Source organism: Pseudarthrobacter sp. H2, from assembly GCF_050157045.1.
Lineage (GTDB): Bacteria > Actinomycetota > Actinomycetes > Actinomycetales > Micrococcaceae > Arthrobacter.
Genome location: NZ_CP189594.1, coordinates 271,619 through 294,628 on the forward strand (window position 1 = coordinate 271,619; position 23,010 = coordinate 294,628).

Annotated in this window: 26 protein-coding genes; 13 read left to right on the top strand and 13 right to left on the bottom strand. The window is 65.7% G+C overall.

The features are described 5' to 3' along the window. Window positions 1-23 precede the first annotated feature (23 nt). From ACQCSZ_RS01305 to ACQCSZ_RS01325, 5 genes are all read right to left on the bottom strand, one after another. Window positions 24-671, bottom strand: a complete 648-nt coding sequence (locus tag ACQCSZ_RS01305) for a low molecular weight phosphatase family protein (protein WP_427006351.1) — start codon at window positions 669-671, stop codon at window positions 24-26. Beyond that, window positions 637-1,743, bottom strand: coding sequence for an LCP family protein (locus ACQCSZ_RS01310; RefSeq protein WP_427006352.1), 1,107 nt, complete (start codon window positions 1,741-1,743; stop codon window positions 637-639). The genes ACQCSZ_RS01305 and ACQCSZ_RS01310 overlap by 35 nt, the downstream gene beginning before the upstream one ends. A 197-nt stretch (window positions 1,744-1,940) precedes the next feature. Continuing rightward, the gene (locus tag ACQCSZ_RS01315; protein ID WP_427006353.1) at window positions 1,941-2,792 is read right to left on the bottom strand and encodes a hypothetical protein; all 852 of its coding nucleotides are present in this window, start codon (window positions 2,790-2,792) and stop codon (window positions 1,941-1,943) included. Beyond that, window positions 2,785-3,522, bottom strand: a complete 738-nt coding sequence (locus ACQCSZ_RS01320) for a helix-turn-helix domain-containing protein (protein ID WP_427006354.1) — start codon at window positions 3,520-3,522, stop codon at window positions 2,785-2,787. The genes ACQCSZ_RS01315 and ACQCSZ_RS01320 overlap by 8 nt, the downstream gene beginning before the upstream one ends. 119 nt (window positions 3,523-3,641) lie before the next feature. Beyond that, complete coding sequence (locus tag ACQCSZ_RS01325; RefSeq protein ID WP_427006355.1) at window positions 3,642-3,926, bottom strand: hypothetical protein; 285 nt, start codon at window positions 3,924-3,926, stop codon at window positions 3,642-3,644. 475 nt (window positions 3,927-4,401) lie between these two features. On the opposite strand from ACQCSZ_RS01325, the gene ACQCSZ_RS01330 reads away from it, so the two are divergent. Next, complete coding sequence (locus ACQCSZ_RS01330; RefSeq protein ID WP_427006356.1) at window positions 4,402-5,451, top strand: S1C family serine protease; 1,050 nt, start codon at window positions 4,402-4,404, stop codon at window positions 5,449-5,451. Window positions 5,452-5,492: 41 nt separating this feature from the next. Here ACQCSZ_RS01330 and ACQCSZ_RS01335 read toward each other — a convergent pair whose 3' ends face one another. The 3 genes from ACQCSZ_RS01335 to ACQCSZ_RS01345 all read right to left on the bottom strand — a co-directional run bounded on the left by ACQCSZ_RS01335 (window position 5,493) and on the right by ACQCSZ_RS01345 (window position 9,642). After that, on the bottom strand, window positions 5,493-7,310 hold the full coding sequence (locus tag ACQCSZ_RS01335; protein WP_427006357.1) for an Hsp70 family protein: 1,818 nt from the start codon (window positions 7,308-7,310) through the stop codon (window positions 5,493-5,495). 129 nt (window positions 7,311-7,439) lie between these two features. After that, complete coding sequence (locus tag ACQCSZ_RS01340) at window positions 7,440-9,269, bottom strand: hypothetical protein (protein WP_427006358.1); 1,830 nt, start codon at window positions 9,267-9,269, stop codon at window positions 7,440-7,442. Beyond that, complete coding sequence (locus tag ACQCSZ_RS01345; protein ID WP_427006359.1) at window positions 9,253-9,642, bottom strand: hypothetical protein; 390 nt, start codon at window positions 9,640-9,642, stop codon at window positions 9,253-9,255. The genes ACQCSZ_RS01340 and ACQCSZ_RS01345 overlap by 17 nt, the downstream gene beginning before the upstream one ends. 121 nt (window positions 9,643-9,763) lie before the next feature. Between ACQCSZ_RS01345 and ACQCSZ_RS01350 the strand changes: the two genes are divergently transcribed. Further along, window positions 9,764-10,294 carry an RNA polymerase sigma factor gene (locus ACQCSZ_RS01350; protein WP_427006360.1) on the top strand — a complete coding sequence of 177 codons (531 nt, stop codon included), beginning with the start codon at window positions 9,764-9,766 and terminating at the stop codon, window positions 10,292-10,294. Between the two features lie 11 nt (window positions 10,295-10,305). Here the strand turns inward: ACQCSZ_RS01350 and ACQCSZ_RS01355 are convergent, their stop codons facing one another. From ACQCSZ_RS01355 to ACQCSZ_RS01365, 3 genes are all read right to left on the bottom strand, one after another. Further along, complete coding sequence (locus ACQCSZ_RS01355) at window positions 10,306-11,727, bottom strand: GTPase (RefSeq protein ID WP_427006361.1); 1,422 nt, start codon at window positions 11,725-11,727, stop codon at window positions 10,306-10,308. Between the two features lie 292 nt (window positions 11,728-12,019). Then, the gene (locus ACQCSZ_RS01360; protein ID WP_427006362.1) at window positions 12,020-12,661 is read right to left on the bottom strand and encodes a winged helix-turn-helix transcriptional regulator; all 642 of its coding nucleotides are present in this window, start codon (window positions 12,659-12,661) and stop codon (window positions 12,020-12,022) included. Window positions 12,662-12,666: 5 nt separating this feature from the next. Next, window positions 12,667-13,101 (bottom strand): VOC family protein, encoded by a 435-nt coding sequence (locus tag ACQCSZ_RS01365; RefSeq protein WP_427006363.1) that lies wholly within the window; start codon window positions 13,099-13,101, stop codon window positions 12,667-12,669. Window positions 13,102-13,605: 504 nt separating this feature from the next. Here ACQCSZ_RS01365 and ACQCSZ_RS01370 point away from each other — a divergent pair. The 11 genes from ACQCSZ_RS01370 to galU all read left to right on the top strand — a co-directional run bounded on the left by ACQCSZ_RS01370 (window position 13,606) and on the right by galU (window position 21,658). Continuing rightward, window positions 13,606-13,758, top strand: a complete 153-nt coding sequence (locus ACQCSZ_RS01370; protein WP_427006364.1) for a hypothetical protein — start codon at window positions 13,606-13,608, stop codon at window positions 13,756-13,758. Window positions 13,759-14,003: 245 nt separating this feature from the next. Further along, window positions 14,004-14,156, top strand: a complete 153-nt coding sequence (locus tag ACQCSZ_RS01375) for a hypothetical protein (RefSeq protein WP_427006364.1) — start codon at window positions 14,004-14,006, stop codon at window positions 14,154-14,156. Between the two features lie 245 nt (window positions 14,157-14,401). Then, window positions 14,402-14,554, top strand: a complete 153-nt coding sequence (locus ACQCSZ_RS01380; protein ID WP_427006364.1) for a hypothetical protein — start codon at window positions 14,402-14,404, stop codon at window positions 14,552-14,554. An 843-nt stretch (window positions 14,555-15,397) separates the two neighbouring features. Next, a complete protein-coding gene (locus tag ACQCSZ_RS01385) occupies window positions 15,398-15,700 on the top strand; it encodes a hypothetical protein (protein WP_427006365.1) in 303 nt (100 codons plus the stop codon). 139 nt (window positions 15,701-15,839) lie between these two features. Then, entirely contained in the window at window positions 15,840-16,871 is a 1,032-nt protein-coding gene (paaA, locus tag ACQCSZ_RS01390; protein ID WP_427006366.1) for a 1,2-phenylacetyl-CoA epoxidase subunit PaaA, read from the top strand. Beyond that, entirely contained in the window at window positions 16,868-17,185 is a 318-nt protein-coding gene (gene paaB / locus ACQCSZ_RS01395) for a 1,2-phenylacetyl-CoA epoxidase subunit PaaB (RefSeq protein WP_427006367.1), read from the top strand. Before paaA ends, paaB begins: the two co-directional genes overlap by 4 nt. Continuing rightward, entirely contained in the window at window positions 17,182-18,114 is a 933-nt protein-coding gene (gene paaC / locus ACQCSZ_RS01400) for a 1,2-phenylacetyl-CoA epoxidase subunit PaaC (RefSeq protein WP_427006368.1), read from the top strand. Before paaB ends, paaC begins: the two co-directional genes overlap by 4 nt. A 2-nt stretch (window positions 18,115-18,116) precedes the next feature. Then, window positions 18,117-18,662 carry a 1,2-phenylacetyl-CoA epoxidase subunit PaaD gene (gene paaD, locus ACQCSZ_RS01405; RefSeq protein ID WP_427006369.1) on the top strand — a complete coding sequence of 182 codons (546 nt, stop codon included), beginning with the start codon at window positions 18,117-18,119 and terminating at the stop codon, window positions 18,660-18,662. 15 nt (window positions 18,663-18,677) lie between these two features. Next, window positions 18,678-19,910, top strand: a complete 1,233-nt coding sequence (paaE, locus tag ACQCSZ_RS01410; RefSeq protein ID WP_427006370.1) for a 1,2-phenylacetyl-CoA epoxidase subunit PaaE — start codon at window positions 18,678-18,680, stop codon at window positions 19,908-19,910. A 23-nt stretch (window positions 19,911-19,933) separates the two neighbouring features. Further along, window positions 19,934-20,713 (top strand): enoyl-CoA hydratase/isomerase family protein, encoded by a 780-nt coding sequence (locus ACQCSZ_RS01415; RefSeq protein ID WP_427006371.1) that lies wholly within the window; start codon window positions 19,934-19,936, stop codon window positions 20,711-20,713. Between the two features lie 51 nt (window positions 20,714-20,764). After that, entirely contained in the window at window positions 20,765-21,658 is an 894-nt protein-coding gene (gene galU, locus ACQCSZ_RS01420; protein WP_427006372.1) for a UTP--glucose-1-phosphate uridylyltransferase GalU, read from the top strand. A 44-nt stretch (window positions 21,659-21,702) separates the two neighbouring features. Here the strand turns inward: galU and ACQCSZ_RS01425 are convergent, their stop codons facing one another. Next, window positions 21,703-22,209: a VanZ family protein gene (locus ACQCSZ_RS01425; RefSeq protein ID WP_427006373.1), complete on the bottom strand. Its 507-nt coding sequence runs from the start codon at window positions 22,207-22,209 to the stop codon at window positions 21,703-21,705. A 50-nt stretch (window positions 22,210-22,259) separates the two neighbouring features. Beyond that, window positions 22,260-22,895, bottom strand: coding sequence for an LPXTG cell wall anchor domain-containing protein (locus tag ACQCSZ_RS01430; protein ID WP_427006374.1), 636 nt, complete (start codon window positions 22,893-22,895; stop codon window positions 22,260-22,262). Between the last annotated feature and the right edge of the window lie 115 nt (window positions 22,896-23,010).

Below are 23,010 nucleotides of genomic sequence, written 5' to 3' on the forward strand. Positions count from 1 at the left end.
GGAGTTGACCGGCCGGGGGATTGTCAGCCGTGCAGGCGGGCGAACCGCAGGATGGTGAGGAGGGCCGGCGCCAGCTCATCCTCCATCTGCAGGTACACGTTCTCGCCGCGGCGGTAGGGGTCGACGACGTCGTTGTCGCGAGGCTCCGCGGCGAGCGCCAGGTGCCGGACGGACGCGGCCCGCGCGGGAAGTCCCCGCCACAAGGCACCCAGATCAGCCGCGGACGACGGCGTCGAGTCCCGCTGCCCCGCCTCCCGCTCCTCCAGGGCGTCCAGCATCCGGGCAAATTCACGGATGGTGAAGGTCCGCCGGAGCAGGGACGGATCCAGCTGCAGTACCTCGCCGCGGTGCCGGGCGGCCATCGCCAGCACCAGATCGGTGTCGCGCAGGATCGCCGGAGTCAGCTGGCGGGCCGCAAAGCCTTCGGCCGTTCCGCCATAGGCGGTGATGATCCTGGCGGAGCCCGGCTGGGCCGGTTCGCCCACCATGGCGCGGGTCCCGGCGCTGCGCACGCGGAAGGCGCCCGGCGTCACCTGGTCGAGCCCGGCCTGGAGCAGGCGCTCGGCGACGGGGGAGCGGCAGATGTTGCCGGTGCAGACGGTGAGGATCCGGATGGGCAACGACGTGGCGTCGCCCCTAGTTTCCGTTTCCGAGGCTCTTGGCTGCGGCATAGTCGCCCAGTCTATCCCCGCTCAGCGCAGCCTTGATCTCCTCGATGGCAGCCCAGTCCGGCAGGACGATGGACTGGCCGTCCGCGGAGGTGCCGATTCCGGCGGTGGGCAGCGTGAACGCGACGGCATCCTGGCTCTGGACATCCCGGAGGCTGAAGGCCAGGCGGCCGGCCTCCACGGGGTCCAGTGCCGGCGCAACGCTCAGATAGGGGGACACCGAGCTGAGCACCTTCTGCAGCGTGGCCGGGTTTCGGAGGGCGCCTGTGTCGAAGGTCTTGGCCATGACGGCCTTCAGGAGCAGTTGCTGGTTGCGGACCCGCTGGTAGTCGCCGTCGGCGAAAGCGTAGCGTTCGCGCACAAAGGCCAGCGCCTTGGCCCCGTTCAGGGTGTTCGGCCCCTCCTTGAAGACGTAGCTGCTGGTGGCCCTGACGGCGGTGAACGGCACCTTGACATCCACCTTGACCCCGCCCAGGGCGTCGACGAGTGCCTTGAATCCGGCGAAGTCGATGCTGACCACCTGGTCGATCCGCTGCTGGAGCAGGGACTCCACGGTCTGGACCACCAGCGGCACACCGCCGTAGGCCAGTGCGGCGTTGATCTTGGCCTCGCCATGGTCCGGGATGGTGACCCAGAGGTCCCGCATCAGCGAGATGCTGTAGATCTGCGAGCGGTCGGCGGGGATATGGACCAGCATCAGGGTGTCCGAGCGCTGGTTGGAGGCGGTCCCGGCCGCCGCCTTGGCCCCCGCCCCGGCCGATGCGTCGCGGCTGTCGCTGCCCAGCACCAGGATGTTCAGGGCCGTGGCTACGCCGGCGGGGACCTCCGGTGCCTGGATGCGGACGGCCTCCGGCGGAAACGCATCCTGGAGCGTGACGGTCTGGGAATCGTAGACGTGCGCCAGCGTGTACAGGTAGGCCCCAACCGACCCGGGGACCATGAGCACCAGCGCCAGGATGCCGAACAATAAGGCCCGACGGCGGCGCTTCAGGCGGGCGGTCCCGCCGCGGCCCTGCCGCTCGGGCGTGCCCGGCTCCGGTGGTGCTGCGTGGTCCACTTCCAAAAGATTCGACATGCCGGTCCCCCTGGTTTCGTGCAGCTTCCGAACTGGAAAGCCCGGGATGACCTAGCTGCCGACGATCCTCCAGACGCTATCCGGGGGAACTTGGGTTTTCCTTTGGCCGACGATGACGGCGCTCTCCGCCGGCGGGACCGCTGGTGGGCATTTTCGTTGGTTCGTGGGGTCAGGCGGCGGGGTCGGCAAGGACAGGGTCAGCCCGGCGGACGGCAGTCGATGATGAACTCCATCAGCGGGGTGGCATTTGCATCCGCGTACAGCGCGATGAGGTGCTGGTTGAATTCGAGCCGCCGGCTGAACGGGATCGAAATCGCATCGTGCCCCGAGCCCATCAGGATGCCGTTCATCATCAGCCGGGAGGTGCGTTTGTTGCCGTCGAAGTAGAACTGGTGCCGGGTGCCGAAGCAGAAGTACGCCACGGCCCGCTCCACTGGGTTCTGGAGCGTCGAAAGGTAAGCCCTGCCTCGGTCGTATTCGTCCCTGAGCGCTTCCCCGCCATCTTCGCAGCCGGTCGCATAAAACGTTCCGGCTTCCCCGAGATTAACCGTTCCTCCACCGCGGACGGATCCTTCGCCGCGGAAGTGCCCGGCCTCGATCGCTTCGTGAGGCGCCACGACGCCGTGCAGCCGGTCGGAAACCTCTTTTACGGGCTCGAAGCTGCCGGCCTGGACCATGTCGTGAAGCATCCGGGTGGATGCGGCGAGGGCCAGGACCTGCCGCTCGTCATCGAGGCGGTGGCCGCCGACCGTGACGCCTTCCAGGAGAGTCTGCACCTCGGGGAGCGTATATGGGTTGCCTTCGAGCGCGGCGGCGTCCCAGACATGGCCGGCTAGTTGACCCTCGAAGCGGGCCACAGCGCGGGGGACTTCCATGTCCGGCATCAAGTGCCAGGGAATTGCGGCGGAGTCCCATGCGAAGCCGAGTTCCCGCTCCCGGTCCTTCGCGGCAGTGTTCAGCAGGTCAGGGGCGGGTTCGTTGAGGCGGGGGCGGCCCCGTCGCTTCTTGTACTGGTTGGAGCCTACGCCCCAGCGTGGTGGCTCAGTCATTGACCGGCTCCCAGTCTTTTGTGAGTTCAACGGCCTGTGCCGCGGTCTCGGCCATGCCGTAGCAGTCCAGGATGATTTGTATCGGATCCGCCCAGATGACACCTTCATCGTTCCAGGCACCTGCCTCACTGTGTCCGTCGAAGGGCAGCACGATGATGTCGGCCGCGGCCGCACCGGGACGGTTGATCAGGGTGGCGACCCTGCGGGGTTCCTCGACGTATAGGATGATCGGGCCGCCCGGCACCTCTGTGGCTCCTATCCGGGTCGCGGCCGGGGCTCCACTCACGGCCCAGCCCTTGCGGGTCGCGGACACGGTCGAGCAGATCCGCAGGAAGTTCCAGTCGGAGGTTGCCTGGGTGACACCGGGCCGGAACCGTGGCGGGGCGGCGGCGCCGGCCTCACGCGCCAGCTTGCGCGGCTGCGGGGAACCATCCGGGCTCGCCCAGCGCATGAGGGTGCCGGCCATGCCGGAGTGATCCGGGGCAGTGGCAGTGACGCCGCCGATGATGGACCGTGCGGCCCGCAGCGCCTCCGGATCGCACAGCGGCTCGGTCGCTGCTGGCAGCTGCAGCCCTGCCGCCGCGAGGATCCGGGTGACCATGCCCAGGGTCGGATCTGAGGCGCCCTTCTCAATCCGGGTCACGGTCGAGGTGGATACCCCCGCGCGGCGGGCGAGCTCACTGCGGCTGTACCCGGAGTGCCGGATGGCCTCCTGAACGATGTTTTGCATATACGCAACGTTAGGCAAGAAATTGCATATATGCAAAGGATGGGATTGGTGATCCTCGCGCGTGCGCTCCGGGGGTCTGGCCTGAGCTGTCATCATCGCCCCCGAGGCCAGCGGCGCGATCACGGCCGATCCGACAACCTGCACCTGAACCACGGCCTGTACCTGTACTCCGCCGCCTTGGCCCCCGCCCCGGCCGATGTGTCGCGGCTGTCGCTGCCCAGCACCAGGATGTTCATGGCTTTGGCTTCGCCGGCGGGGACCTCCGGCGCCTGGATGCGGACGGCCTCCGGTGGGAACGCGTCCTGGAGCGTGACGGTCTGGGAATCGTAGACGTGCGCCAGCGAGTAAAGGTAGGCCCCAACCGACCCGGGGACCATGAGCACCAGCGCCAGGATGCCGAACAATAAGGCCCGACGGCGGCGCCGCGGCCCTGCCGCTCGGGCGGCTCGGGCGTGCCCGGCTCCGGTGGTGCTGCGTGGTCCACTTCCAAAAGATTCGACATGCCGGTCCCCCTGGTTTCGTGCAGCTTCCGGACTGGAAAGTCCGGGATGACCTAGCTGCCGACGATCCTCCAGGCGCTATCCGCCGGCCCTTGGGTTTTCCTTGGGCCAGAGCGGGCGCTACATCAGGGCCTTGGCGCCCTATTGTGTCGCGGGCCGGATACGTGATAATGAGTCATCGCCAACTAGCGGTCTCCAGGAGGAAATCATGGAACCATGCATGCACGGTCGGGCGCTTCCGAAGTATGCTGCGGCGTTTGGGGCCGTGGCGTTGCTAGTCACCGGGTGCCAGCCAGGCAACGCGCCGGGCCCATCAGCCTCAGCATCAGCCTCAGCGTCAGCCAGCGCATCAGGAGGTTCTGCCGGGGTCTCGCATCATATGGAGGGCGGTCTCGCGGCGGCTGACCCGCTGCCTTCAGGCGAGCAGCATCCGGCCGAGTCCACCCCCCAGCAGCTGTACGCACTCGGCGAACGGTCCGTGTTCTCGATCGAAGGACGCCGGCCCGACGATTTCATAGGATTTGGCACCGGCTTTCTGGTGGACAAGGAAGGCGCGATGGGCGTCACCACGGCGCACGTGGTGGAGGGTCTCTCGGCGATCTCCGGCCGCTTCAACACGGGCGAGAAGGCGGCCCTTCACGTGATTGGGTCGGATCCGTGCACCGATCTTGCAGTCGTCCACTTCTCGACCGATCTGCCAAAGCAGGCGGAGGCCCTCATCTTCGGCAGCTCGGCTGACGTCAAGCCAGGAGATACTGTTACGGTCCTGGGCTACCCGAGCACCGCCAGCCAATCGGAGCAGAAAATGCTGATCACCTCGGGACTGGTAAACGCGATAAAGGTGCCTGCGCGGGGAGCGGGGTTGCCGGAATATAAGGACACCATCCAGCACGGCGCCACCGTGAACCCCGGAAACTCCGGTGGTCCCTTGCTGGATCACCATGGCCGTCTCGTGGGGATCAACGCCCTGACCTACTTCGGCTCGCAGAGTCAACCGGCGCAGGGCCAGTTCTACTCGATATCGAGCGATTCGGCCAAGAGCGAGGTCGTCGCCAAGCTGCTCAAGGGTGATTCCCCGAACAACATGGGATGGGCAGTCGAAGAGTATTACCCCGGATACTTCGCGGCTTTGGACAGCACCAGGGGTCCTGCCCTCGACGCCCTGCTGGCGGGCGCGGGAGTTAAGGGTGGTCTCTACGTCAAGGCCGTCACCCCCGGCTCGGGAGCCAGCAAGGCAGGGATCAAGACGGGCATGCTGCTGACCAGGTTACAGAATACCTCCATTGCTACCATCGATGAGATGTGCGCCATTGTGGGGTCCATACTTCCGGGCTCCACTGCCGAGGTTGATGGAATCAATCTCCTCGCAGACGCCGCCCATTTCGACCAAAAGCTCCATACGGAGTTCGTCGTGCCTGGCAAGCCTTAACACCCCCGCCCCTCGGCGGAAGGCCGTCCCCGCCAAGGGGCTTACTTGTTCCACCATGCATAGAGCTTCGCGACGTCCGCGTCCTGGGAGGCCGCCCAGATCTCCATGAGCGGCGCTTCCTCAGTCCAGATCAGGTAATTCATGCCCTCCTCCGACGCGCTGAGGACGCGGCCCCTGGGCGCCTGCGTCGTGTCGCCGGCCAGGTGCCAGGTCTCCCATCCGGGAGGCTTCGTCGCGGATCGTGGGGCAGCCTTGAATCGCTGGATGAGGCCGTCGAACGAAGCTTTGAGTGACTCGACGGACGGGTAGCCGTAGACGTACACCGCCGGCCGTTCGGTGGAGCTGAAGTTGCTGTTGGCGTTCGGGTCACAAGTAAGTCCGTAGCTGGCTCCGTCCAGGTCCTTCTTGGGGACGCAGCTGTCAGGGGACACCCGTCCGATGCTGTTGACGTTGTTCAGCAGGTTGCACTCGCCCTCCCGCAGGTCCGGCCGTTCCTTGCCGCCGCACTGCCGCACGGCTGTCTCAACGGATCCCGCTGACGACGACGACGACGGCGGCTGCGGTGTCCCGCCGGAAGCCAGCGCGAACACTGCAGCAAGGAGAGCCACCGAGGCAGCGACCCCGCCTGCAACGAGCATCCCGGAACGCCTGCCTCGGCTGGCGCCCTGCTTGTCGGCGGGCTGCTTGCTGGCGCCCTGCTTGTCGGCGGGCTCCGGGGCCGGTGCCTTTGTCTGGAGCCCGGGGACGTTGCTGTCCGCGATGCGCCCGGCGGCTGGCGGTGCCTCCAGCGCTCCGATACACGTGACTTGCTTCGGATCGCCCATCAGCCCCAGCTTCATCGGCAGGATCTCGCTGAGCTTGGCCTGGAGGGCCGGTATGTGGCTGGATCCGCCCGTGAGATATACCTTGCGCAGTTGTTCGGCCGAAGGCAGCGCCTCCTGGATGACCTGCTGGACCAGGTCCACGGCCCGGGACAGCTGCGGTTCAATCAGTTGCTCAAACTCGGCGCGCGTCACCGTGCAGACCCACTCGTGCTGCCCTGAACGTACGCCGATGGGGGCCGAGGCATGGAAGCTCAGGGCGTGTTTGGCCTCGCGGATCTGGTCCCGCAGATGAGCCCTGTCGGCGCCGGAATGTTCCGCTTTCAGGCCGTCGAGAAGTTCGTCCTTGCCGTCAGCGGCGAGCTGCGAGTAAACCCAGGTCTCCAGCTGGGCATCAAAGTCGTGCCCGCCCAAGGGATCGATTCCGTCTGCCGCGACGACGTGGAAAGCAGGTCCGTCCGGCGTCTGCGCAAGTTCCAGCACGGCGGCGTCGCAGGTGCCGCCGCCGAAGTCCAGGACGGCCACGTGAGTTCCAGGGTCCATATCGGAGCCAGCCGCGTAATGCCATCCAGCCGCCACCGGCTCCGGTATCAGGACGATGCTCTCCTCCGGTATGCCCGCTTTGAGGGCGGCCGCACGCAGTCGTGCCTTCAGATATTCGTCCCAGGCCTCCGGATGGGTCAGAACCACCTGGGCCGGTGACCCGCCGCCCACGAACCGGGTGGCTTGGCCCATGATGAATTCCAACACCGCCGCGACAAGGTCCACGGGGTCGCAGATGACGCCGCCCAGCACCACTGCCTCCTCGCCCAGGCGTCGCTTGGGCGTTGGTTCGAAGGCAGCTGGGTAGATGCCCGAGATTTGAAGGGCTGCGTCACCAGTGAGGATTTCGCCGTTGTAGGCAGCCACAGAGGAAGGGATGGCGTCCGCGCGGGCTCCCAACCGCAGGGCATGCGGGCCGCCGTCGTCCTGCGCGACGGCGGCAGCGGAATTCGACGTGCCAAAGTCGATGGCCAAGCGCCAGGGGATTCTCTCCATTGTGGATCCGCTCTTCACCCGGTTCAGGTGTGTTGGTGTTTCAGATGGTTCCATCTTTGTACACCTGAACGTCGGCCGGGCGCAGCCCTCTGTGTATGGCTCCAACGGTCCGGAGGGCGAGGAATTCCGTCAGGGGCGCCTGAGGTTCGCCAGGCTCGCGTCGATGTCCGCCAGTTGTTTGTCGAGCAGGGCCACCTCGTGTTTGAGCGCTTCGATCCGCTGTAGGGATGCCTGGGCGGAGAGTTGCTCCTGGGCTTGGCTCTCCTGGATCAATTGCTGTAAACCGGCCAGGGAATCCTGCAGCTGGGCACGGTAAGCCACGACTATCTCAGGTTTCAGGTGGCGGAGACGGGAGTCCAGATAATCCGTGATGACCGCACGCTCTGCCTGGGCCAGTCTGGGGATTTCCGTCTGGAGACGGTTCTTCTCCAGCATGTTCTGGCGGAAGAACCGGTTGACGGCAAACCATCCGCCCGCCCCCACCACCGCAACCGGAATGACAACTGGGAGGGCGGCGGCACCGGTCAGCACAACGCCACCGGTCAGCGCGCTGCTACTAACAAGAGCGGCGACCGCCCTTCCCATGTTGGATCCCACGACCACGGACATGGCAACTGTGGGGTCAAATCCGGTGTGGCTCTTTTCGCTGCCCATATGGGGAGTGTCCGCGGGCCGCTCCCCGGCACCCAGGAGCTCATTCAGTACCGCGGGGAGCGGAATGTCGCGGAACAACCCATGCATCAGCTCGCCAAGCTGTTCCTCGGCGTCGTCGAGGAGGTCGGCGCGGAGCACCAGGAGTTCAGCGAAGATGTCACTCGTGAGCTGTTGCGCCATCTTTCCCATCCGCAGACTTGGCGTGGACTGGACGCGGCTTCGCCATTGGGCGGCCCAGCTGTCAAGCGCTGAGACTGCTTTGCGCATCACCCCGGCACGCAGGTCCCCGAGGTCCCGTTCCAGATCCAAAGTCCATCGCTGCTGTTGGTCTTTCAGTTCGGACAGCCGCTTCCTCTGGGCCATGATCCCCGCCCGTGCTTCGGCGGGAGCCTCGGCAATGGCCAATTGGGTGAACCGGGTCTGCCGGCCTGCGTCCAGGGCGGTGCGGGCCATGCGGAGGGCATTGGCTGTGGGGGCGGTGCCGGCGCGGGCGAGGTCCCGCTTCAGGGCCTGAACCAACCGCGGGAGCCCGGAGGCGTCCAGCAAGCCGTCGCGCATCGGCGGATCCGTCAAAGGGCTGGCCGCATTGGCGATGACAGACGAAACGCCGATGACAAATGACTCGGCCAGCCGGGGAATACGGGCCTTAATCAGGGCCTCATTTCCTGCCACAACGTCCTGCCAGGAGGCCGGGTACAAATCCGTTTTGGTGACGACCACGCCCACCGATTCCACTTGGGCGGAACATTGCTCCAAATAGGCGATCTCGGCACTCGAGAGCAGCGCACCGGCGTCGGTGATAAAGACCGCAGCGGAGGCCGCGTCAAGGATCTTCAGATTTAAGAGCGACTGGGGCGCCGCCAGGCCTCCCGCGCTGGGCGCATCGAGCAGAATCACGTCACCCAGTAACCCGCCGCGTGTTTCCAGCTCAACGCCAATGGGATCGGCCGCCTCCGGGTCCGGCGCCGAACGTGAGCCATCGGGGTAGACCCAGACGGCCCCGGCATCGGGGTTGTCCTCCTTCGCCGGGATCACCAATCGGTACAGAGCCTGTCCTTGTCCGTCGGAGCCCGAAAAGGCGCCGTGCAGGTCCGGGGCCAGCAGGTTGACCAGGGAGGATTTGCCTCTCCCGCTTTCCCCGAGAAATACGACGACGGGAGTTCCGGTGGCGCCGGTGGCTTGACGGATGATGCGGTCGGCAGCGTCCGAATAGCCTGCGGTCCGGAGCAGACGGGTGGATGTGCTGAGCACGGCCCTGGCCGCGCTCAACGCGGAATGCTGCTGCGGTTCAGTATCCGACGTCATCGCCGCCGCCTGTCAGTCCGTCACTGCCGCCCGGAAATCCGTCGCTGCCGTCCGGAAATTCGTGGCCGCCATCCGGGAGTCCGTCCCCGTCATCGTGGCCGGCGTGGGGAACCCCGTTCCCGTCATCCCAGGCAGCGCCCGCAGAGCTGTCGTCGTGCATGGTTGGGTGGGAGTCGCCGGCGTCGTCGTCTGTTTGCAGGAAGTCCGCGCCCGGATCATGCAGCTTGCCTGGCCCGGCAGAATCCGGGGGTTCGTCGTCCGGGACGGCGTCCTGTTCGGTACTGGCGAAGGCAGCGTCCAAGGCCCGTTCCCAGACGGATTCCGGCGGGCCCTCGGGAACAACCAGCATTTCCTTGAATGATATTTCAGGCATTTCGTCGCTCATTTCAGATTTCTCTGGGGTAGGGGTGGTTGAACATTTCGGACAGGTCTAGAGTGGCCCTACTATCGGCTAGTGCGGGGGGCACTGCGACCTGAACCCATATGGGGGAACTATGGACGCAGACGGGGGCCAAGTGCTCCTCATAGACAGGGCCATCGGCGGAGACGCCCACGCCTTCGAGTCTTTGGTGACGCAGCACCGGACGATGATTTGGTCCGTCTGCCTGCGGGTCACCGGGAACACCTACGACGCCGAAGACGCCCTCCAGGACACGCTGCTCGCTGCCTGGCGTGGCATCGGGCGGTTCCGCCGGGATTCCAGCTTCGGGACGTGGATATACCGGATCGCGGCCAACGCCGCGTTGGCCGTCATCCGCGCGCGGCGGGCCACCGACGTCGAGATCCCCGAGAATTTCGCGCCTGAACGGGACTTCGCTGAGCAACTCGCGGCCGCCGACCTGGTGCAGCAGACACTGAAGTTCCTTCCCGAAGACCTCCGGGTGGCCCTCGTGCTCCGGGAGCTGTGCGATTTTACCTATGCCCAGGTCGCGGAATACCAGGGCGTGCCCGTGGCCACGGTGAAGACCAGAATCAACCGTGCCCGGCACGCCTTCGAGGAGGCCCTCAGCTCGGGCACTCCCTGATCCCGGGCGCCTCATGCCGGAGTCCTGCCGGTGCCGGAGCGGATGAGCAGCGACCGGGCTATTACCCGGGCGGCCCGGGCCTCGGCGCCGGTCGATGCCGTGCCAGCCATCGCCTGGTAATGCGATGCCAGCTCCAGGTAGCCGTTTTTTTCGGGCACTGCCGGGCCGATGGCCGGCGGGCGCCAGTCCGCCTGCCGCAGCCCCTCCAGAACGGGAACCAACGCGTGGTCCGGGGCGGAGCCCCGCAGCAGGGCCAGTGCCTCTTCTTCGTGCAACCGGTGGAAAGCAGGTGCATGCCGTGCCGATTCGATCAGGTGCCGCGCTTCGGCCGGCCAGGATTGGGAGCGGCCGGCCGCCAGGAGCATTGTCAGCATTTTATCGACGCGGGCACATTCGCTCGGCCCGGTTACTTCCTCGTGCAGAACGCGCTCGAGGCGGCCCAGACCTGAGCGGTCCAGCAGCCATTCCGTCAGCGTCCCGGCACCGTCGCAGTGTTCCCGCCCGAATCTGAGCCCGTAGGAGCCGATCAGCCCGGTGAGCCTTTGAAGGTCCTCCAGGCGTGCTCCCGGGGGCGGCCCAAGCTGGTCCCTGAACTGCAGGTGCACATCGTCCACGCCCCGAAGAACGCGAAGACTGCGTACATCCTGCTCCCGCAAGGCCCCGGTTCTGGCTGTTTCGGCGAGTAGCCCCGAGACCGCAAGGACTGCGGTCAGTTGGGGCATGCGCTTGGCGAGGTCGGCCGCGGCTTTGCGCGCTTCATCAATAGGGTCAGCGGTGTGCCACGGGCCGGCGCCGAAATTGTCGGCATGGGCTACCAGTCCGATGACTGGACGGTCCGGGCCGGCACCCTGCCGTGCCCTGAACGCGGCAATGAACTCCTCGTCGTCCGGGCGGAAGGCGTCCCGGATGAGGTACAGCAACACATCCGGATCCACTGATGACTCCCGCTCTTCCAGCATCCCTGACGCGGTTCTGGCGGAGTTGCCTGTCACCGCAGACTCCAGTCCGGGCGTATCGAGGATCGTGCTGTTTTCCAGGGCGGCGGCCTGCACATAGACCCGCAGGAAATCGACGGTCTCCGGCCGGATGTTCCCGAGGGCGGGCCCGGACCCGGTAACCGGAATGGGAACCACCTGGCCGGAACCCAGGGCGGCTTCAGCGCGAGAGGGTGAGCCGTAGACGTAATACGTCAGTAAGGCGGTGGCCTCCTGGGCTGACGTCGGCGCTAGCTTGGCGCTGATCAGGCTGTTGACCAGAGTCGACTTGCCCGTGTTCACCCGGCCGGCCACGGCAATGAGGGCCGGCGTCGCGAGCGCACGCCTGGCCTCTTCCACCGTTTGTGCTCCCGACAGCCCGAGCAGCGGCGCGATTTCGTCCAACAGTTGCTCCGCGCTGGAGCGAAGCCTCGGAGAGCCTGTAGGAAGAGCGTCCATTGTCAGTCCTCCTTTCGGACGGAACTCCATGCTTGTTTGATGCTGCCGGGGGCGGGAATGTTCCCGGGAATCCGAAATATTTTTGAGGAACTTTCGGCAGGGACCTAGACCCCTATGAAGGAGTTTGGGACGACGGTGTTGGGGACGCTATCAACTTCTGACCGGAACCAACCGGACCACGGGCAGCAGAAGCAGGGGTGCGCACACTCTGTGCGCACCCCTGCTTCTGTGTCCGGTTTCCCGGTCGTGCCCTCCGCTGCGGTCGCGAGTGGCCGTGCCTTCTTGGCTCGGGTCAGGCGGCGAGGTGGAACGTGCTCGCGAAGCGGTCGAGGAGGTCGCCGCGCCCGCGCAGCACCTCGATGACGCCGGTCGCGATCGCGCGATCCGGGGCGAGCTCGCCTGAGATGATCCGGCGGATGCCCGGACCCGCGGCAAAGGCGAGGTCGGCCGGTCCGTCCCCGCGCGTCACGTCCAGGGTGGGGCCGTCCACCCGGATGAGCAGCCCGGCGGGACCGAAGCGCGCCGCGTAGGCGGTCGCGGGCAGGTCCGCCGCCACCTGCGGCCGGAAGGCGGTGCGGAGGGAGATGGTCATCGAGTCGGGGGTGATGATCTGCTCCTGCCGCGGATCGCCCATCGCCTTGAAGCCCCACACGCCGAGCGCGAGCACGACCGGCTCGAGTTCGCGGCCGTAAGGCGTCAGCTCGTAGACGACGACGCGCGAGTGCGGCACCCGGCGGATGACCCCGGCCGCCTGCAGCTCCTTGAGCCGCGCCGCCAGGATGTTGCTCGGGATCCGGGGGAGCCCCGCGGCGAGCTCTCCGTAGCGGCGCGGCCCGACGAGCAGGTCGCGGACGATGAGCAGGGCCCAGCGTTCGCCCACGAGCTCCAGGGCCCGCGTGATGCCGCAGTACTGCCCATACTCGCGTGCGGCCATCGACCTCAGGCCTGCTGGTTTACGAAGGCCTCGGGACCCTGCTCTGCGGCGGCCGGGTCCATGTAGCCGAACTCGAGGACGTTGCCGTCGGGATCGGTGAGCTGACGCTGGTACATGAAGCCGAGGTCCGTGGCGGGGTGCTCCTCCGAGCCGCCCGCGGCGATGCCGTCGGCGAGGGCCACGTCGACCGCCTCCCGGCTTTCAAGGAAGATGGCGGTCGCCACCGACACGGCCGCGGCCGGGTCTCCGATCGGCCGGTCGGTGAAGGTCTGGAAGAAGTCGCGCACCAGGAGCATGAAGTAGCTGTGGTCCTCCTCGACGACGACGCAGGCCGCGTTGTGATCGGTGAAGAGCGGGTTGATGGTGAATCCAATCGCCGTGTAAAACGCCTTCGCGCGGTCCAAGTCGGTCACTGGCAGGTTGACGAACATCGCGGTCATCGGGGTCTCACTCTCTTAGGTCCGTAGGTGACGGAATCCACGCTTGCAAAAAACAAGTGCTGCGTCAAGACCTCGGCGGGCAACGCCGTGGGGGCAACACGTGGGATTTTTGGGCTGGGAGGCAGGCCAGGCGGAGCCGGATATCCGGGGCTCCGCCTGTGCACTCGCCTTGGCAGCGCGGCATCAATGAAAAACCAATGGCCTGCTGCGCCAGTATTTCCCCCAGCGCACGGACCTGGGCATCCACAGCGGCCCGAGCAGAGCCTCGACTTCGTCCAAGAACTGCTCCGCGCTGGAGCGAAGCCCTGGATAGCCGATAGGGAGATCACCCATTGCCAATCCTCCTTCCGGACGCATCTCCATGTCTGTTTGATGCTGCCGGGGGCAGGAAATGTTCCCTGGAATCCCGTCTTTTTTGAGGGAACTTTCCAGCCCCTGGGCGCCTCTAAATGCACAGCAACAAAACCAGGAAGCCCCCGCTTCCCCCGAAACAAGGAGAACACCATGTACGAATATCTCGACAAGGACGGCATCAACGGCTACGACACCGCCATCGACCTGACCCCCAACTCGGACGGCACGTTCTCCGTTTGGCAGGACTTCAACCCCTGTGACGGCTGGAACCCGGTCCACGTTGAGGACGTCTGGTTCTACTGACCCGAACAAAAATTGACAGAAGCAGGGTGCGCACGCAGTGCGCACCCTGCTTCTGCGTGCCGCGTCATCGGGCACGGCACCACCGGAAACGCGAATAACTCCATGTCTGTTTGATGCTGCCGGGGGCAGGAAATGTTCCCTGGAATCCCGTCTTTTTTGAGGGAACTTTCCAGCCCCTGGGCGCCTCTAAATGCACATCAACAAAACCAGGAAGCCCCCGCTTCCCCCGAAACAAGGAGAACACCATGTATGAATATCTCGACAAGGACGGCATCAACGGCTACGACACCGCCATCGACCTGACCCCCAACTCGGACGGCACGTTCTCCGTTTGGCAGGACTTCAACCCCTGTGACGGCTGGAACCCGGTCCACGTTGAGGACGTCTGGTTCTACTGACCCGAACAAAAATTGACAGAAGCAGGGTGCGCACGCAGTGCGCACCCTGCTTCTGTGTGCCGCGTCATCGGGCACGGCACCACCGGAAACGCGAATAACTCCATGTCTGTTTGATGCTGCCGGGGGCAGCAAATGTTCCCTGGAATCCCGTCTTTTTTGAGGGAACTTTCCAGCCCCTGGGCGCCTCTAAATACACATCAACAAAACCAGGAAGCCCCCGCTTCCCCCGAAACAAGGAGAACACCATGTACGAATATCTCGACAAGGACGGCATCAACGGCTACGACACCGCCATCGACCTGACCCCCAACTCGGACGGCACGTTCTCCGTTTGGCAGGACTTCAACCCCTGTGACGGCTGGAACCCGGTCCACGTTGAGGACGTCTGGTTCTACTGACCCGAACAAAAATTGACAGAAGCAGGGTGCGCACGCAGTGCGCACCCTGCTTCTGTGTCCGGCACCTTCCGGCCGGGAAAACCCCGGAGGGGCCGCGCCGCCGGGGAACGGAACCCGACTTTGTCCGCGGCGGCCGCGGACCCGCTCATCATCGACGGAACCGCGCCAGGGCCGGGTAGAAGTTTGTGGCCCGCACCGATAGTGCCGGGGCCTCACGGAAGTTCCTCTGGCACCTCCACAGCCTCGGCGTGTAGTTCTCCACCCGTCGCACCCTCTGTTCGGCAAGGCACACACAAGGTCTGTTAGATGCGGCATTCCTTCGGAAAGTTCCCTGAAATCCGCACCAGTTGCAAGGAACAATTCGGCAGTACCGGACCTCTAACGGGTATCAACAAATTCAGGAAGTCCCGAATTGTTGGTCAACCGGCACCGCACCCCCAGAGACAGTGAATGAAGAGGCATCCAAATTGGCAACGAGGTCAGAGAAATCGAAGTACCGCTACTGCGACTTTTACTGCTTCATGTCGCTGGCAGACTTCACCGCGTATGTCTCACGTGATGACCGCGACGGGGAAGATGGCTTTTCAATCAGCAGCCGGGAGTCTGCCCGCTGAGGCAAACGTAAACACTCAAGCCGAAGGACCGGCCGAGGATCCCCGAGGGCGCGAGTGCTGAAGCGGTCCGGGAGGGGTGCGCACCAGGTGCGCAGCCCTATTTGTGCCCGCAGGATTCCGAGGTGTTCGTTGAGGCCACCTTTTTGTCGTAGGTGCGCCAGACACTGATTGTGACGGCTACTTCGATACCTACGCCGTCGGCAGCAACGGTGACGGATGGGCGGATGCGGTGGGTTACGACACCAAACACGACGGTTTTATCGATGTGGTGGACGTATTCTTCTGGCCGGCTACGGCAGGACTGTCGCACGTTGCATCGCCCAACGCCTCTGCGGCAACGAGGCACCACCAGCAAGCAGAACACTCGAACCATTTCGAAACGGTGAGAACCATGGCAACCAAGGCCGACAAATCGACCTATCGATATAGCGATTTCTATTGCTTCATGTCACTGGCGGACTTTGCGGCCTATGTCGATCGTGACGACGAGGATGGGGGCGACTCGTTCCAGATCAGCCGTAAGAGTCGTTAGCTTCCGCGCCGGCCCGCCGCCGTCACGGCCGCCTGCCGGCCGCCCTCACCCCCGCCCTGTGCTTGACGCATCTGGCGCCTTCCGCATATTCTGAACGAACGGTCGGTAATTATTTATCGGATATGCATAGGAGCAACCCATGGCATCGCAGACCCTGCAGTCAGTGTCCGCTGAGCAAACACCTGCACAGCACGAACAGAGCCTCGAAGATGCGGCCCGGCGTGACGCTGAAGGCCAGGCATACTTCGACAAAGTCATGGCGGATGACTCCCGGATCGAGCCCCGCGACTGGATGCCCCCGGCATACCGCAAGACCCTGGTGCGCCAGATTTCGCAGCACGCGCACTCGGAGATCATCGGCATGCAGCCGGAGGCGAACTGGATCTCCCGGGCCCCTTCCCTGAAGCGTAAGGCCATCCTGATGGCCAAGGTCCAGGACGAGGCTGGCCACGGCCTGTACCTGTACTCCGCCGCCGAGACCCTCGGCCAGCCCCGGGACCAGATGATGCAGGACCTGATGGACGGCAAGGCCAAGTACTCCTCGATCTTCAACTACCCCGCCCGGACCTGGGCGGACATGGGCGCGATCGGCTGGATGGTCGACGGCGCCGCTATCGCCAACCAGGTGCCGCTGTGCCGCGCCTCCTACGGCCCCTACGGCCGGGCCATGGTCCGCGTGTGCAAGGAGGAATCCTTCCACCAGCGCCAGGGCTTCGAGATCCTGCTGGAACTCTCCCACGGCACGCCGGAGCAGAAGCAGATGGCCCAGGAGGCCGTGGACCGCTGGTACGCCCCGGCCCTGATGATGTTCGGCCCGCCGGACCAGGATTCGCCCAACTCCCAGCAGTCAATGGCGTGGAACATCAAGCGCTTCGGCAATGACGAGCTGCGCGCCCGCTTCGTCGGCATGATGATGGAGCAGGTCAAGGTCCTGGAGCTCACGCTGCCGGACAAGGACATCCGCTTCAACGAAGAGACCAAGAAATGGGAGCACGGCCCGCTGGACTGGGATGAATTCCACGAAGTCCTCGCCGGCCGCGGCCCCTGCAACGCCCAGCGCCTGGAACGGCGCCGCGAAGCCCACGAAAACGGCGCCTGGGTGCGCGAAGCCGCGGCGGCTTATGCCGATAAACAGAGCCGCAAGCAAGCACAGAAGGAATTTGCAGCATGAACGACTCAACCGCACCCGCTGCCCACACGGCAGGCAACGTCTGGCCGCTCTGGGAAGTCTTTGTCCGCTCCAGCCGCGGCCTCTCCCATGTCCACGCCGGATCCCTGCACGCGCCGGACGCCGTGATGGCCCTGCGCAACGCCCGTGACCTCTACACCCGCCGCAACGAGGGCGTGTCCATCTGGGTTGTCCCGGCGGACGCCATCGCCTCGAGCGATCCGGACTCCAAGGGCGCGTTCTTCGAGTCGCCCCAGGGCAAGGACTACCGCCACGCCACGTACTACACCAAGAGCGAGGGCGTGAAGCACCTGTGAGCACCACGCCTGAGACTGCGGTCCCCGCAGAAGAAACCGGCGGCCACGGCGACATCTCCGTCGGCGTCCCCGGAGCCGGCGCAGGCAGCGGCGACGCCGCGGCGAGCGCCACCCGCATCACGCCCGGCAACGCCCTGCGCCCGGAGGACATCGCCCTGGCCGTGAGCCGCGGCACCGCCAAACCGAGCGAGGACGTCGCCGAGTACGCCCTGCGCCTGGGCGACGACGCCCTGATCCTCGCGCAGCGCCTGGGCCACTGGATTTCCCGCGGACCGGAGCTCGAGGAGGACATTGCCCTGGGCAACATCGCCCTGGACCAGCTGGGCCACGCCCGGTCCTTCCTGACCTATGCCGGCGGCGCCTGGGGCAAGACCGAGGATGACCTCGCCTACTTCCGCCGCGAGCCGGAGTTCCGCTCCGTGGAGATCTTCGAGCAGCCCAACGGGGACTTCGCCGTCACCATCGCCCGCCAGTTCGTGGTCAGCTACTACCAGTACGAGCTGTACCGCCGGCTCACCGAATCCACGGACGCCACCCTGGCCGGCATCGCCGCCAAGGCCGTCAAGGAAGTGGATTACCACCGCGACCACAGCGCCCAGTGGGTCCTGCGCCTGGCCCTCGGCACCGACGAGTCCCGCGCGAAGATGATCCACGCCTTCCAGGTCCTCTGGCCGTACGTGGACGAACTGTTCCGCGACGACCAGCTCACCGCCCGCCTGGCCGGGACCGGTGCCGCCGTCGAGCCTTCCAGCCTGCGGGCGGACTTCGACCGCCTCACGGGCGAAGTCCTCGCCGAAGCGGAACTGGAGGTCCCGCAGGTCAAGGCCGCTCCCGGCGGCGGACGCCGCGGCCTGCACTCCGAACACCTCGGCTACCTCCTCGCCGAAATGCAGGTGCTCGCCCGCGAGTACCCGGGAGCCACGTGGTAGCCATGGCTGATGTGAAAACAGCCGTGCAGAAGGCCTGGGACATCGCGGCCACGGTGTGCGATCCGGAAATCCCCGTACTCACGGTCGCGGACCTCGGGATCCTGCGCAACGTCGAACTGCTGACCGCCACGGCAGAGACAGCAGGAGCGGACGACGCCGGGACGGCACCGGCCGTCCGGGTCACCATCACGCCCACCTACTCCGGCTGCCCGGCGATGGACGCCATCCGCGATGACCTCAAGACGGCGTTCGCGGCCGAAGGCTACGGAAGCGTGGACGTGGACCTGGTCCTCTCCCCGGCGTGGACCACGGACTGGATGACCGAGGCCGGCAAGGCCAAGCTGGAGGAGTACGGCATCGCCCCGCCGTCGGGCCATTCCAATGCCGTCCGGCATGCCGGGCCCGTGCGCCTGAGCCTGGCGGTGAAATGCCCGCAGTGTTCCTCGCTGCACACCAAGGAACTCACCCGCTTCGGTTCCACCTCCTGCAAGGCGCTGTACGTCTGCCAGGACTGCAAGGAACCGTTCGACTACTTCAAAGTTTTGTAAGGAACAGGTACTCCCATGAGTGTTGTCCGCCAGACCGCCGCCGAAACGGCCGCGGCGACCGGCCGCCGTCGCGCGTCCTTCCACCCGCTGACGGTGGACGAGGTCCGCCGGCTGACCGATGACGCCATCGAGGTGAAGTTCGGCGTCCCCGCCGAGCTGAGCGGGCAGTTCGACTACCTCCCGGGCCAGTACGTCGCCCTGCGCACCACCTTGCCGGATGAGCAGGGCGAGCCGCACGAGATCCGCCGCAGCTACTCCATCTGCGCCGAACCGCGCAGCTTCGAAGACGGCAGCAGCGAAATCCGGGTGGCCATCAAGAAGGACCTCGGCGGACTGTTCTCCACCTGGGCCAACGCCGAGCTCAAGGCCGGCGACGTCCTGGACGTCATGAGCCCGATGGGCGCGTTCGTCTCCAAGCACGGCCGGGACGGCAAAGAGCAGAACCTGATGACCTCCATGAACCACCCGACAGAGTTGGAAGGCGGGTTGGCGGGGGAGCCGGGCTCCTTCGTGGCCATCGCGGCCGGTTCCGGCATCACCCCGGTGATCGCGATCGCCCGGACCCTGCTCGCGGCGCACCCGGAGACGCGCTTCGACCTGGTCTACGCCAACAAGGCGGCCATGGATGTGATGTTCCTTGAGGAGCTCGCGGACCTCAAGGACAAGTACCCGTCCCGGCTGGCCCTGCACCACGTGCTCTCCCGCGAACAGCGGATCGCGCCGCTGCTCAGCGGCCGGATCGACGCCGGGAAGCTCCAGGCCCTGCTGGGCACCGCGATCCAGGCCGAGACGGTGGACGAATGGTTCCTGTGCGGGCCGTTCGAGCTCGTGCAGCTGTGCCGCGACACCCTGGCCGAGCGCGGCGTCGCCCCCGAGCACATCCGATTCGAGCTGTTCACCTCCGGTAAGCCGGACCGCCCCGAGGGCAACATCGGCCGTCCGGTGGTCGCGGACGAGTCCCAGGACACGTACAAGATCACCTTCAAGCTGGACGGGCTCCAGGGCGATGTGACCAGCCCCACCCACGCCCGCGAATCCATCCTCAACGCGGCCCTGCGGGTCCGCCCCGACGTACCGTTCGCCTGCGCCGGCGGCGTCTGCGGAACCTGCCGCGCCAAGGTGGTGGCCGGTGCCGTCACAATGGACGAGAACTACGCGCTGGAACAGGACGAGCTGGACAGGGGCTACGTCCTGACCTGCCAGTCGCACCCCACCACCCCGGAAGTCACCGTCGACTTCGACGTCTGACCCGCCTGAATCCAAGGAGCCCCATGATTTCCCTCTCCATCGACGGCGGCATCGCCGAGATCGTCCTGGACGCCCCGCACAAGCTGAACGCGCTGGACGAGCAGGCACTCAAGGACCTCGGCACGGCGTACGACGACGCCGCTGACGCCGCCGGCCGCGGTGAGGTGCGGGCGCTGCTGCTCCGGGGGGAGGGACGGGCCTTCTGCGCGGGCCGCGACATTGCCGGCGTGACGCCGGAGACCGACGACGTGCAGGCGTACCTGGGCGGGCTGCTCCAGCCGCTGCTGCAGAAGATGAGCGCCTTCCCGGCGCCCACCTTCGCCGCCGCGCAGGGGGCCTGCCTCGGCGTGGGGCTGGGCCTGCTGCTGGCCACGGACGTGGTGTATGTGGCGGAGAACGCCAAGTTCGGCTCGCCGTTCGCCAACCTCGGCGCCACCCTGGATTCCGGCGGGCACTGGTACTTCACCGAACGCCTGGGCATGCACCGGACCCTGGACCTGATCTACACCGCCGAGCTCATGAGCGGCGCCGAGGCCGTGGCGCAGGGGATGTTCAGCCGGGCCATGCCCGCCGCCGAACTGCTGGAGAGCACCCGGGCCATCGTGGCCAAGGCCGCCACCGGCGCCACCAGCGCGTTCAACGCCAGCAAGGAACTCGTGGCGCACATCCGGGACCAGCGCCTGGGCCTCTGGGCGTCCATGGAAGAGGAGAACGCCGAGCAGGCCCGGCTCTGCAAGACCGAGGACTACTCCGAGGGTTTCCGCGCCTTCCAGGAGAAGCGCAAGCCCATCTTCAAGGGCTAACGGCCGGTCGGGGCAATTCTGTTTTTGGCCGACAACTTGTAAGGTTCGGGTATGACTTTGGGGAAACCAGTAATTAAAGCCGTCATTCCTGCCGCCGGTCTGGGAACACGGTTCCTGCCGGCCACCAAGGCGATGCCGAAGGAGATGCTGCCGGTCGTGGACCAGCCGGCCATCCAGTACGTGGTGGAAGAGGCTGTCAACGCCGGCCTGACGGACCTCCTGATGATCACGGGGCGCAACAAGCGCGCCCTGGAGGACCACTTCGACAGGGAACCGAACCTGGAGCGCACCCTGGAGCTGAAGGGGGACACCGCCCGCCTGGAGGCCGTCCAGTATGCCTCCGGCCTGGGGCCCCTCCACTACGTCCGTCAGGGCGAGGCCAAGGGCCTGGGGCACGCCGTGCTGTGCGCCCGCCAGCATGTTGGCGACGAACCGTTCGCCGTGCTGCTGGGCGACGACCTGATCGACGAGCGTGACGAGCTGCTGACCACCATGATGGAGGTCCACGCCAAGACAGGTGGTTCGGTGGTCGCCCTGATCGAGGTGGACCCGTCCCAGATCAGCGCCTACGGCTGCGCGGACATCACCGCCATCGACGGCGAAGAGTACGTCCGGGTGAACAGCCTGGTGGAGAAGCCCTCTGCCGCGGAGGCGCCGTCAAACCTGGCCATCATCGGCCGGTACGTGCTGCACCCGTCCGTCTTCGACGTCCTGGAGAAGACGGAACCGGGCCGGGGCGGGGAAATCCAGCTGACCGACGCCCTCCAGACCCTTGCAGCGGCCGACGGTGAAGGATCCGGCGTGTACGGGGTGGTCTTCAAGGGCCGCCGCTATGACACCGGGGACAAGCTGAGCTACCTGAAGGCCGTCATCACCCTGGCCTCCGAGCGGGTGGAGTTCGGCGAGGAGCTCAAGACCTGGATAAAGGGCTTCGTCAACAACTAAGCACTAGGCTGGCCGGCAGGCTCAGAAACTGGTTTTGGACAGGCTCAACGCTGATTGAAGCGTTGGGCCTGTTTCTGTTGGTAGGAGTGGACGGCTGCCACCGCCAGGAGCACCCCTATTAAAGAGCCTCCCGAGTTAGTGACAACATCAACCCAACTTGAAAACCGGTTGTGAAGAAACAGCAGCTGGCCCAGCTCCATGCAGCCGGACACCGCCAGCCCGAGTGCGGCATTCTGCCACCACCGTTTTTCCGGATAAGCCAAGGAGGTGGCGGCCCCGAAGGGAATGAAAAGCGCCACGTTCGCTGACTTTTCCACGAACGAGTAATTGATCCAACCGGGGATACCATGGGCGTGCAGGAAGGCCAGGGCGCTGTCAATTCCGCCTTGGGCTGGCGCGTCGACAGGGCTCGGCCAGAAGCCAACCAGCGCCAGCACGGCCATCATCACCGCGAGTACTGCGCGCCACAGCGGTGGCTTTTCCAGTAGCTTCAAGGTGGCCTCGGGTCGGGATTTCCGGGATTCATGGGGAGATAAGACAAGGGTGGGCAATTCTCAGGTTTCCCCGGGAACTGCCCACCCTCTTTGGTGCTTGTGTGCCCTTAGGCGGCGGCGTCAGCCTTCGCGCGGCGGCGGACCACCACTACTGAGGTTACGCCGGCAGCCAGTGCGCCAGCGCCCACCAGAGACCAGAGAACCAGGCTGGTGTCCGCACCGGTGTTGGCGAGGGCCGGGCCGGAGTTGGTGGCCGTGCCGCCGCCGTTGTTGGTCAGGCCTGTACCGGAGCCGCCGGCTGCAGCCTTGACGGTCACGGTGGCGGGAACCGAGTGGCCGGAAACCAGGCCGGTTGCGGTCAGCCGATACGTTCCCGCTCCGTTGATGGACACCGGCAGAGAGAAACGGCCGCTGGCATTGGCCTGTGTGTTGAAGGTCTGCGTTGCGGACGGCAGGGTGATCTTGGTCGGAGCTGCCATGCTGGCGCCACCCGAGAAGCCGCCGCCGATTGCCTGAGGGCCGCCGGTCTCCTCAACGTCAACCCGGATGGGCTCGTTCGGTGTGAAACCGCCGCCGGAGAAGTTGAACTGTTCACCCTCTTGGACGTCGCCGTTGTCAACCTGGCCCTGCTCGCCACCCTGATCGCCCTGGTTCGGCGCCGTGTAGTCGTCCGCCATGGCCGGAACTGCACCGATGAGTGCGACCGAGCCGGCGAGCACCAGTGCTGCAAGTGATTTCTTCAATTTGTCCCCCTGAGACCGTTAAATTCGTGTCACGCGATGGAGATTTCCGGTCCTCGAGCGGACAGAGGGTGAAATCTCATTTGATATCCAAGTAGACGGTAGCACCCCGTGACGC

Bases quoted from the DNA above. Each gene is read 5' to 3' on its own strand.
- ACQCSZ_RS01365 (WP_427006363.1), bottom strand. From the start codon at position 13,101: ATGACCGCGATGTTCGTCAACCTGCCAGTGACCGACTTGGACCGCGCG.
- galU (WP_427006372.1), top strand. From the start codon at position 20,765: ATGACTTTGGGGAAACCAGTAATTAAAGCCGTCATTCCTGCCGCCGGT.
- paaA (WP_427006366.1), top strand. From the start codon at position 15,840: ATGGCATCGCAGACCCTGCAGTCAGTGTCCGCTGAGCAAACACCTGCA.
- ACQCSZ_RS01415 (WP_427006371.1), top strand. From the start codon at position 19,934: ATGATTTCCCTCTCCATCGACGGCGGCATCGCCGAGATCGTCCTGGAC.
- paaE (WP_427006370.1), top strand. From the start codon at position 18,678: ATGAGTGTTGTCCGCCAGACCGCCGCCGAAACGGCCGCGGCGACCGGC.
- ACQCSZ_RS01350 (WP_427006360.1), top strand. From the start codon at position 9,764: ATGGACGCAGACGGGGGCCAAGTGCTCCTCATAGACAGGGCCATCGGC.
- ACQCSZ_RS01320 (WP_427006354.1), bottom strand. From the start codon at position 3,522: ATGCAAAACATCGTTCAGGAGGCCATCCGGCACTCCGGGTACAGCCGC.
- paaB (WP_427006367.1), top strand. From the start codon at position 16,868: ATGAACGACTCAACCGCACCCGCTGCCCACACGGCAGGCAACGTCTGG.
- ACQCSZ_RS01330 (WP_427006356.1), top strand. From the start codon at position 4,402: ATGGAGGGCGGTCTCGCGGCGGCTGACCCGCTGCCTTCAGGCGAGCAG.
- paaD (WP_427006369.1), top strand. From the start codon at position 18,117: ATGGCTGATGTGAAAACAGCCGTGCAGAAGGCCTGGGACATCGCGGCC.
- ACQCSZ_RS01305 (WP_427006351.1), bottom strand. From the start codon at position 671: ATGCCGCAGCCAAGAGCCTCGGAAACGGAAACTAGGGGCGACGCCACG.
- ACQCSZ_RS01355 (WP_427006361.1), bottom strand. From the start codon at position 11,727: ATGGACGCTCTTCCTACAGGCTCTCCGAGGCTTCGCTCCAGCGCGGAG.
- ACQCSZ_RS01310 (WP_427006352.1), bottom strand. From the start codon at position 1,743: ATGTCGAATCTTTTGGAAGTGGACCACGCAGCACCACCGGAGCCGGGC.
- ACQCSZ_RS01370 (WP_427006364.1), top strand. From the start codon at position 13,606: ATGTACGAATATCTCGACAAGGACGGCATCAACGGCTACGACACCGCC.
- ACQCSZ_RS01360 (WP_427006362.1), bottom strand. From the start codon at position 12,661: ATGGCCGCACGCGAGTATGGGCAGTACTGCGGCATCACGCGGGCCCTG.
- ACQCSZ_RS01380 (WP_427006364.1), top strand. From the start codon at position 14,402: ATGTACGAATATCTCGACAAGGACGGCATCAACGGCTACGACACCGCC.
- ACQCSZ_RS01315 (WP_427006353.1), bottom strand. From the start codon at position 2,792: ATGACTGAGCCACCACGCTGGGGCGTAGGCTCCAACCAGTACAAGAAG.
- ACQCSZ_RS01345 (WP_427006359.1), bottom strand. From the start codon at position 9,642: ATGCCTGAAATATCATTCAAGGAAATGCTGGTTGTTCCCGAGGGCCCG.
- ACQCSZ_RS01375 (WP_427006364.1), top strand. From the start codon at position 14,004: ATGTATGAATATCTCGACAAGGACGGCATCAACGGCTACGACACCGCC.
- ACQCSZ_RS01340 (WP_427006358.1), bottom strand. From the start codon at position 9,269: ATGACGTCGGATACTGAACCGCAGCAGCATTCCGCGTTGAGCGCGGCC.
- ACQCSZ_RS01335 (WP_427006357.1), bottom strand. From the start codon at position 7,310: ATGGAGAGAATCCCCTGGCGCTTGGCCATCGACTTTGGCACGTCGAAT.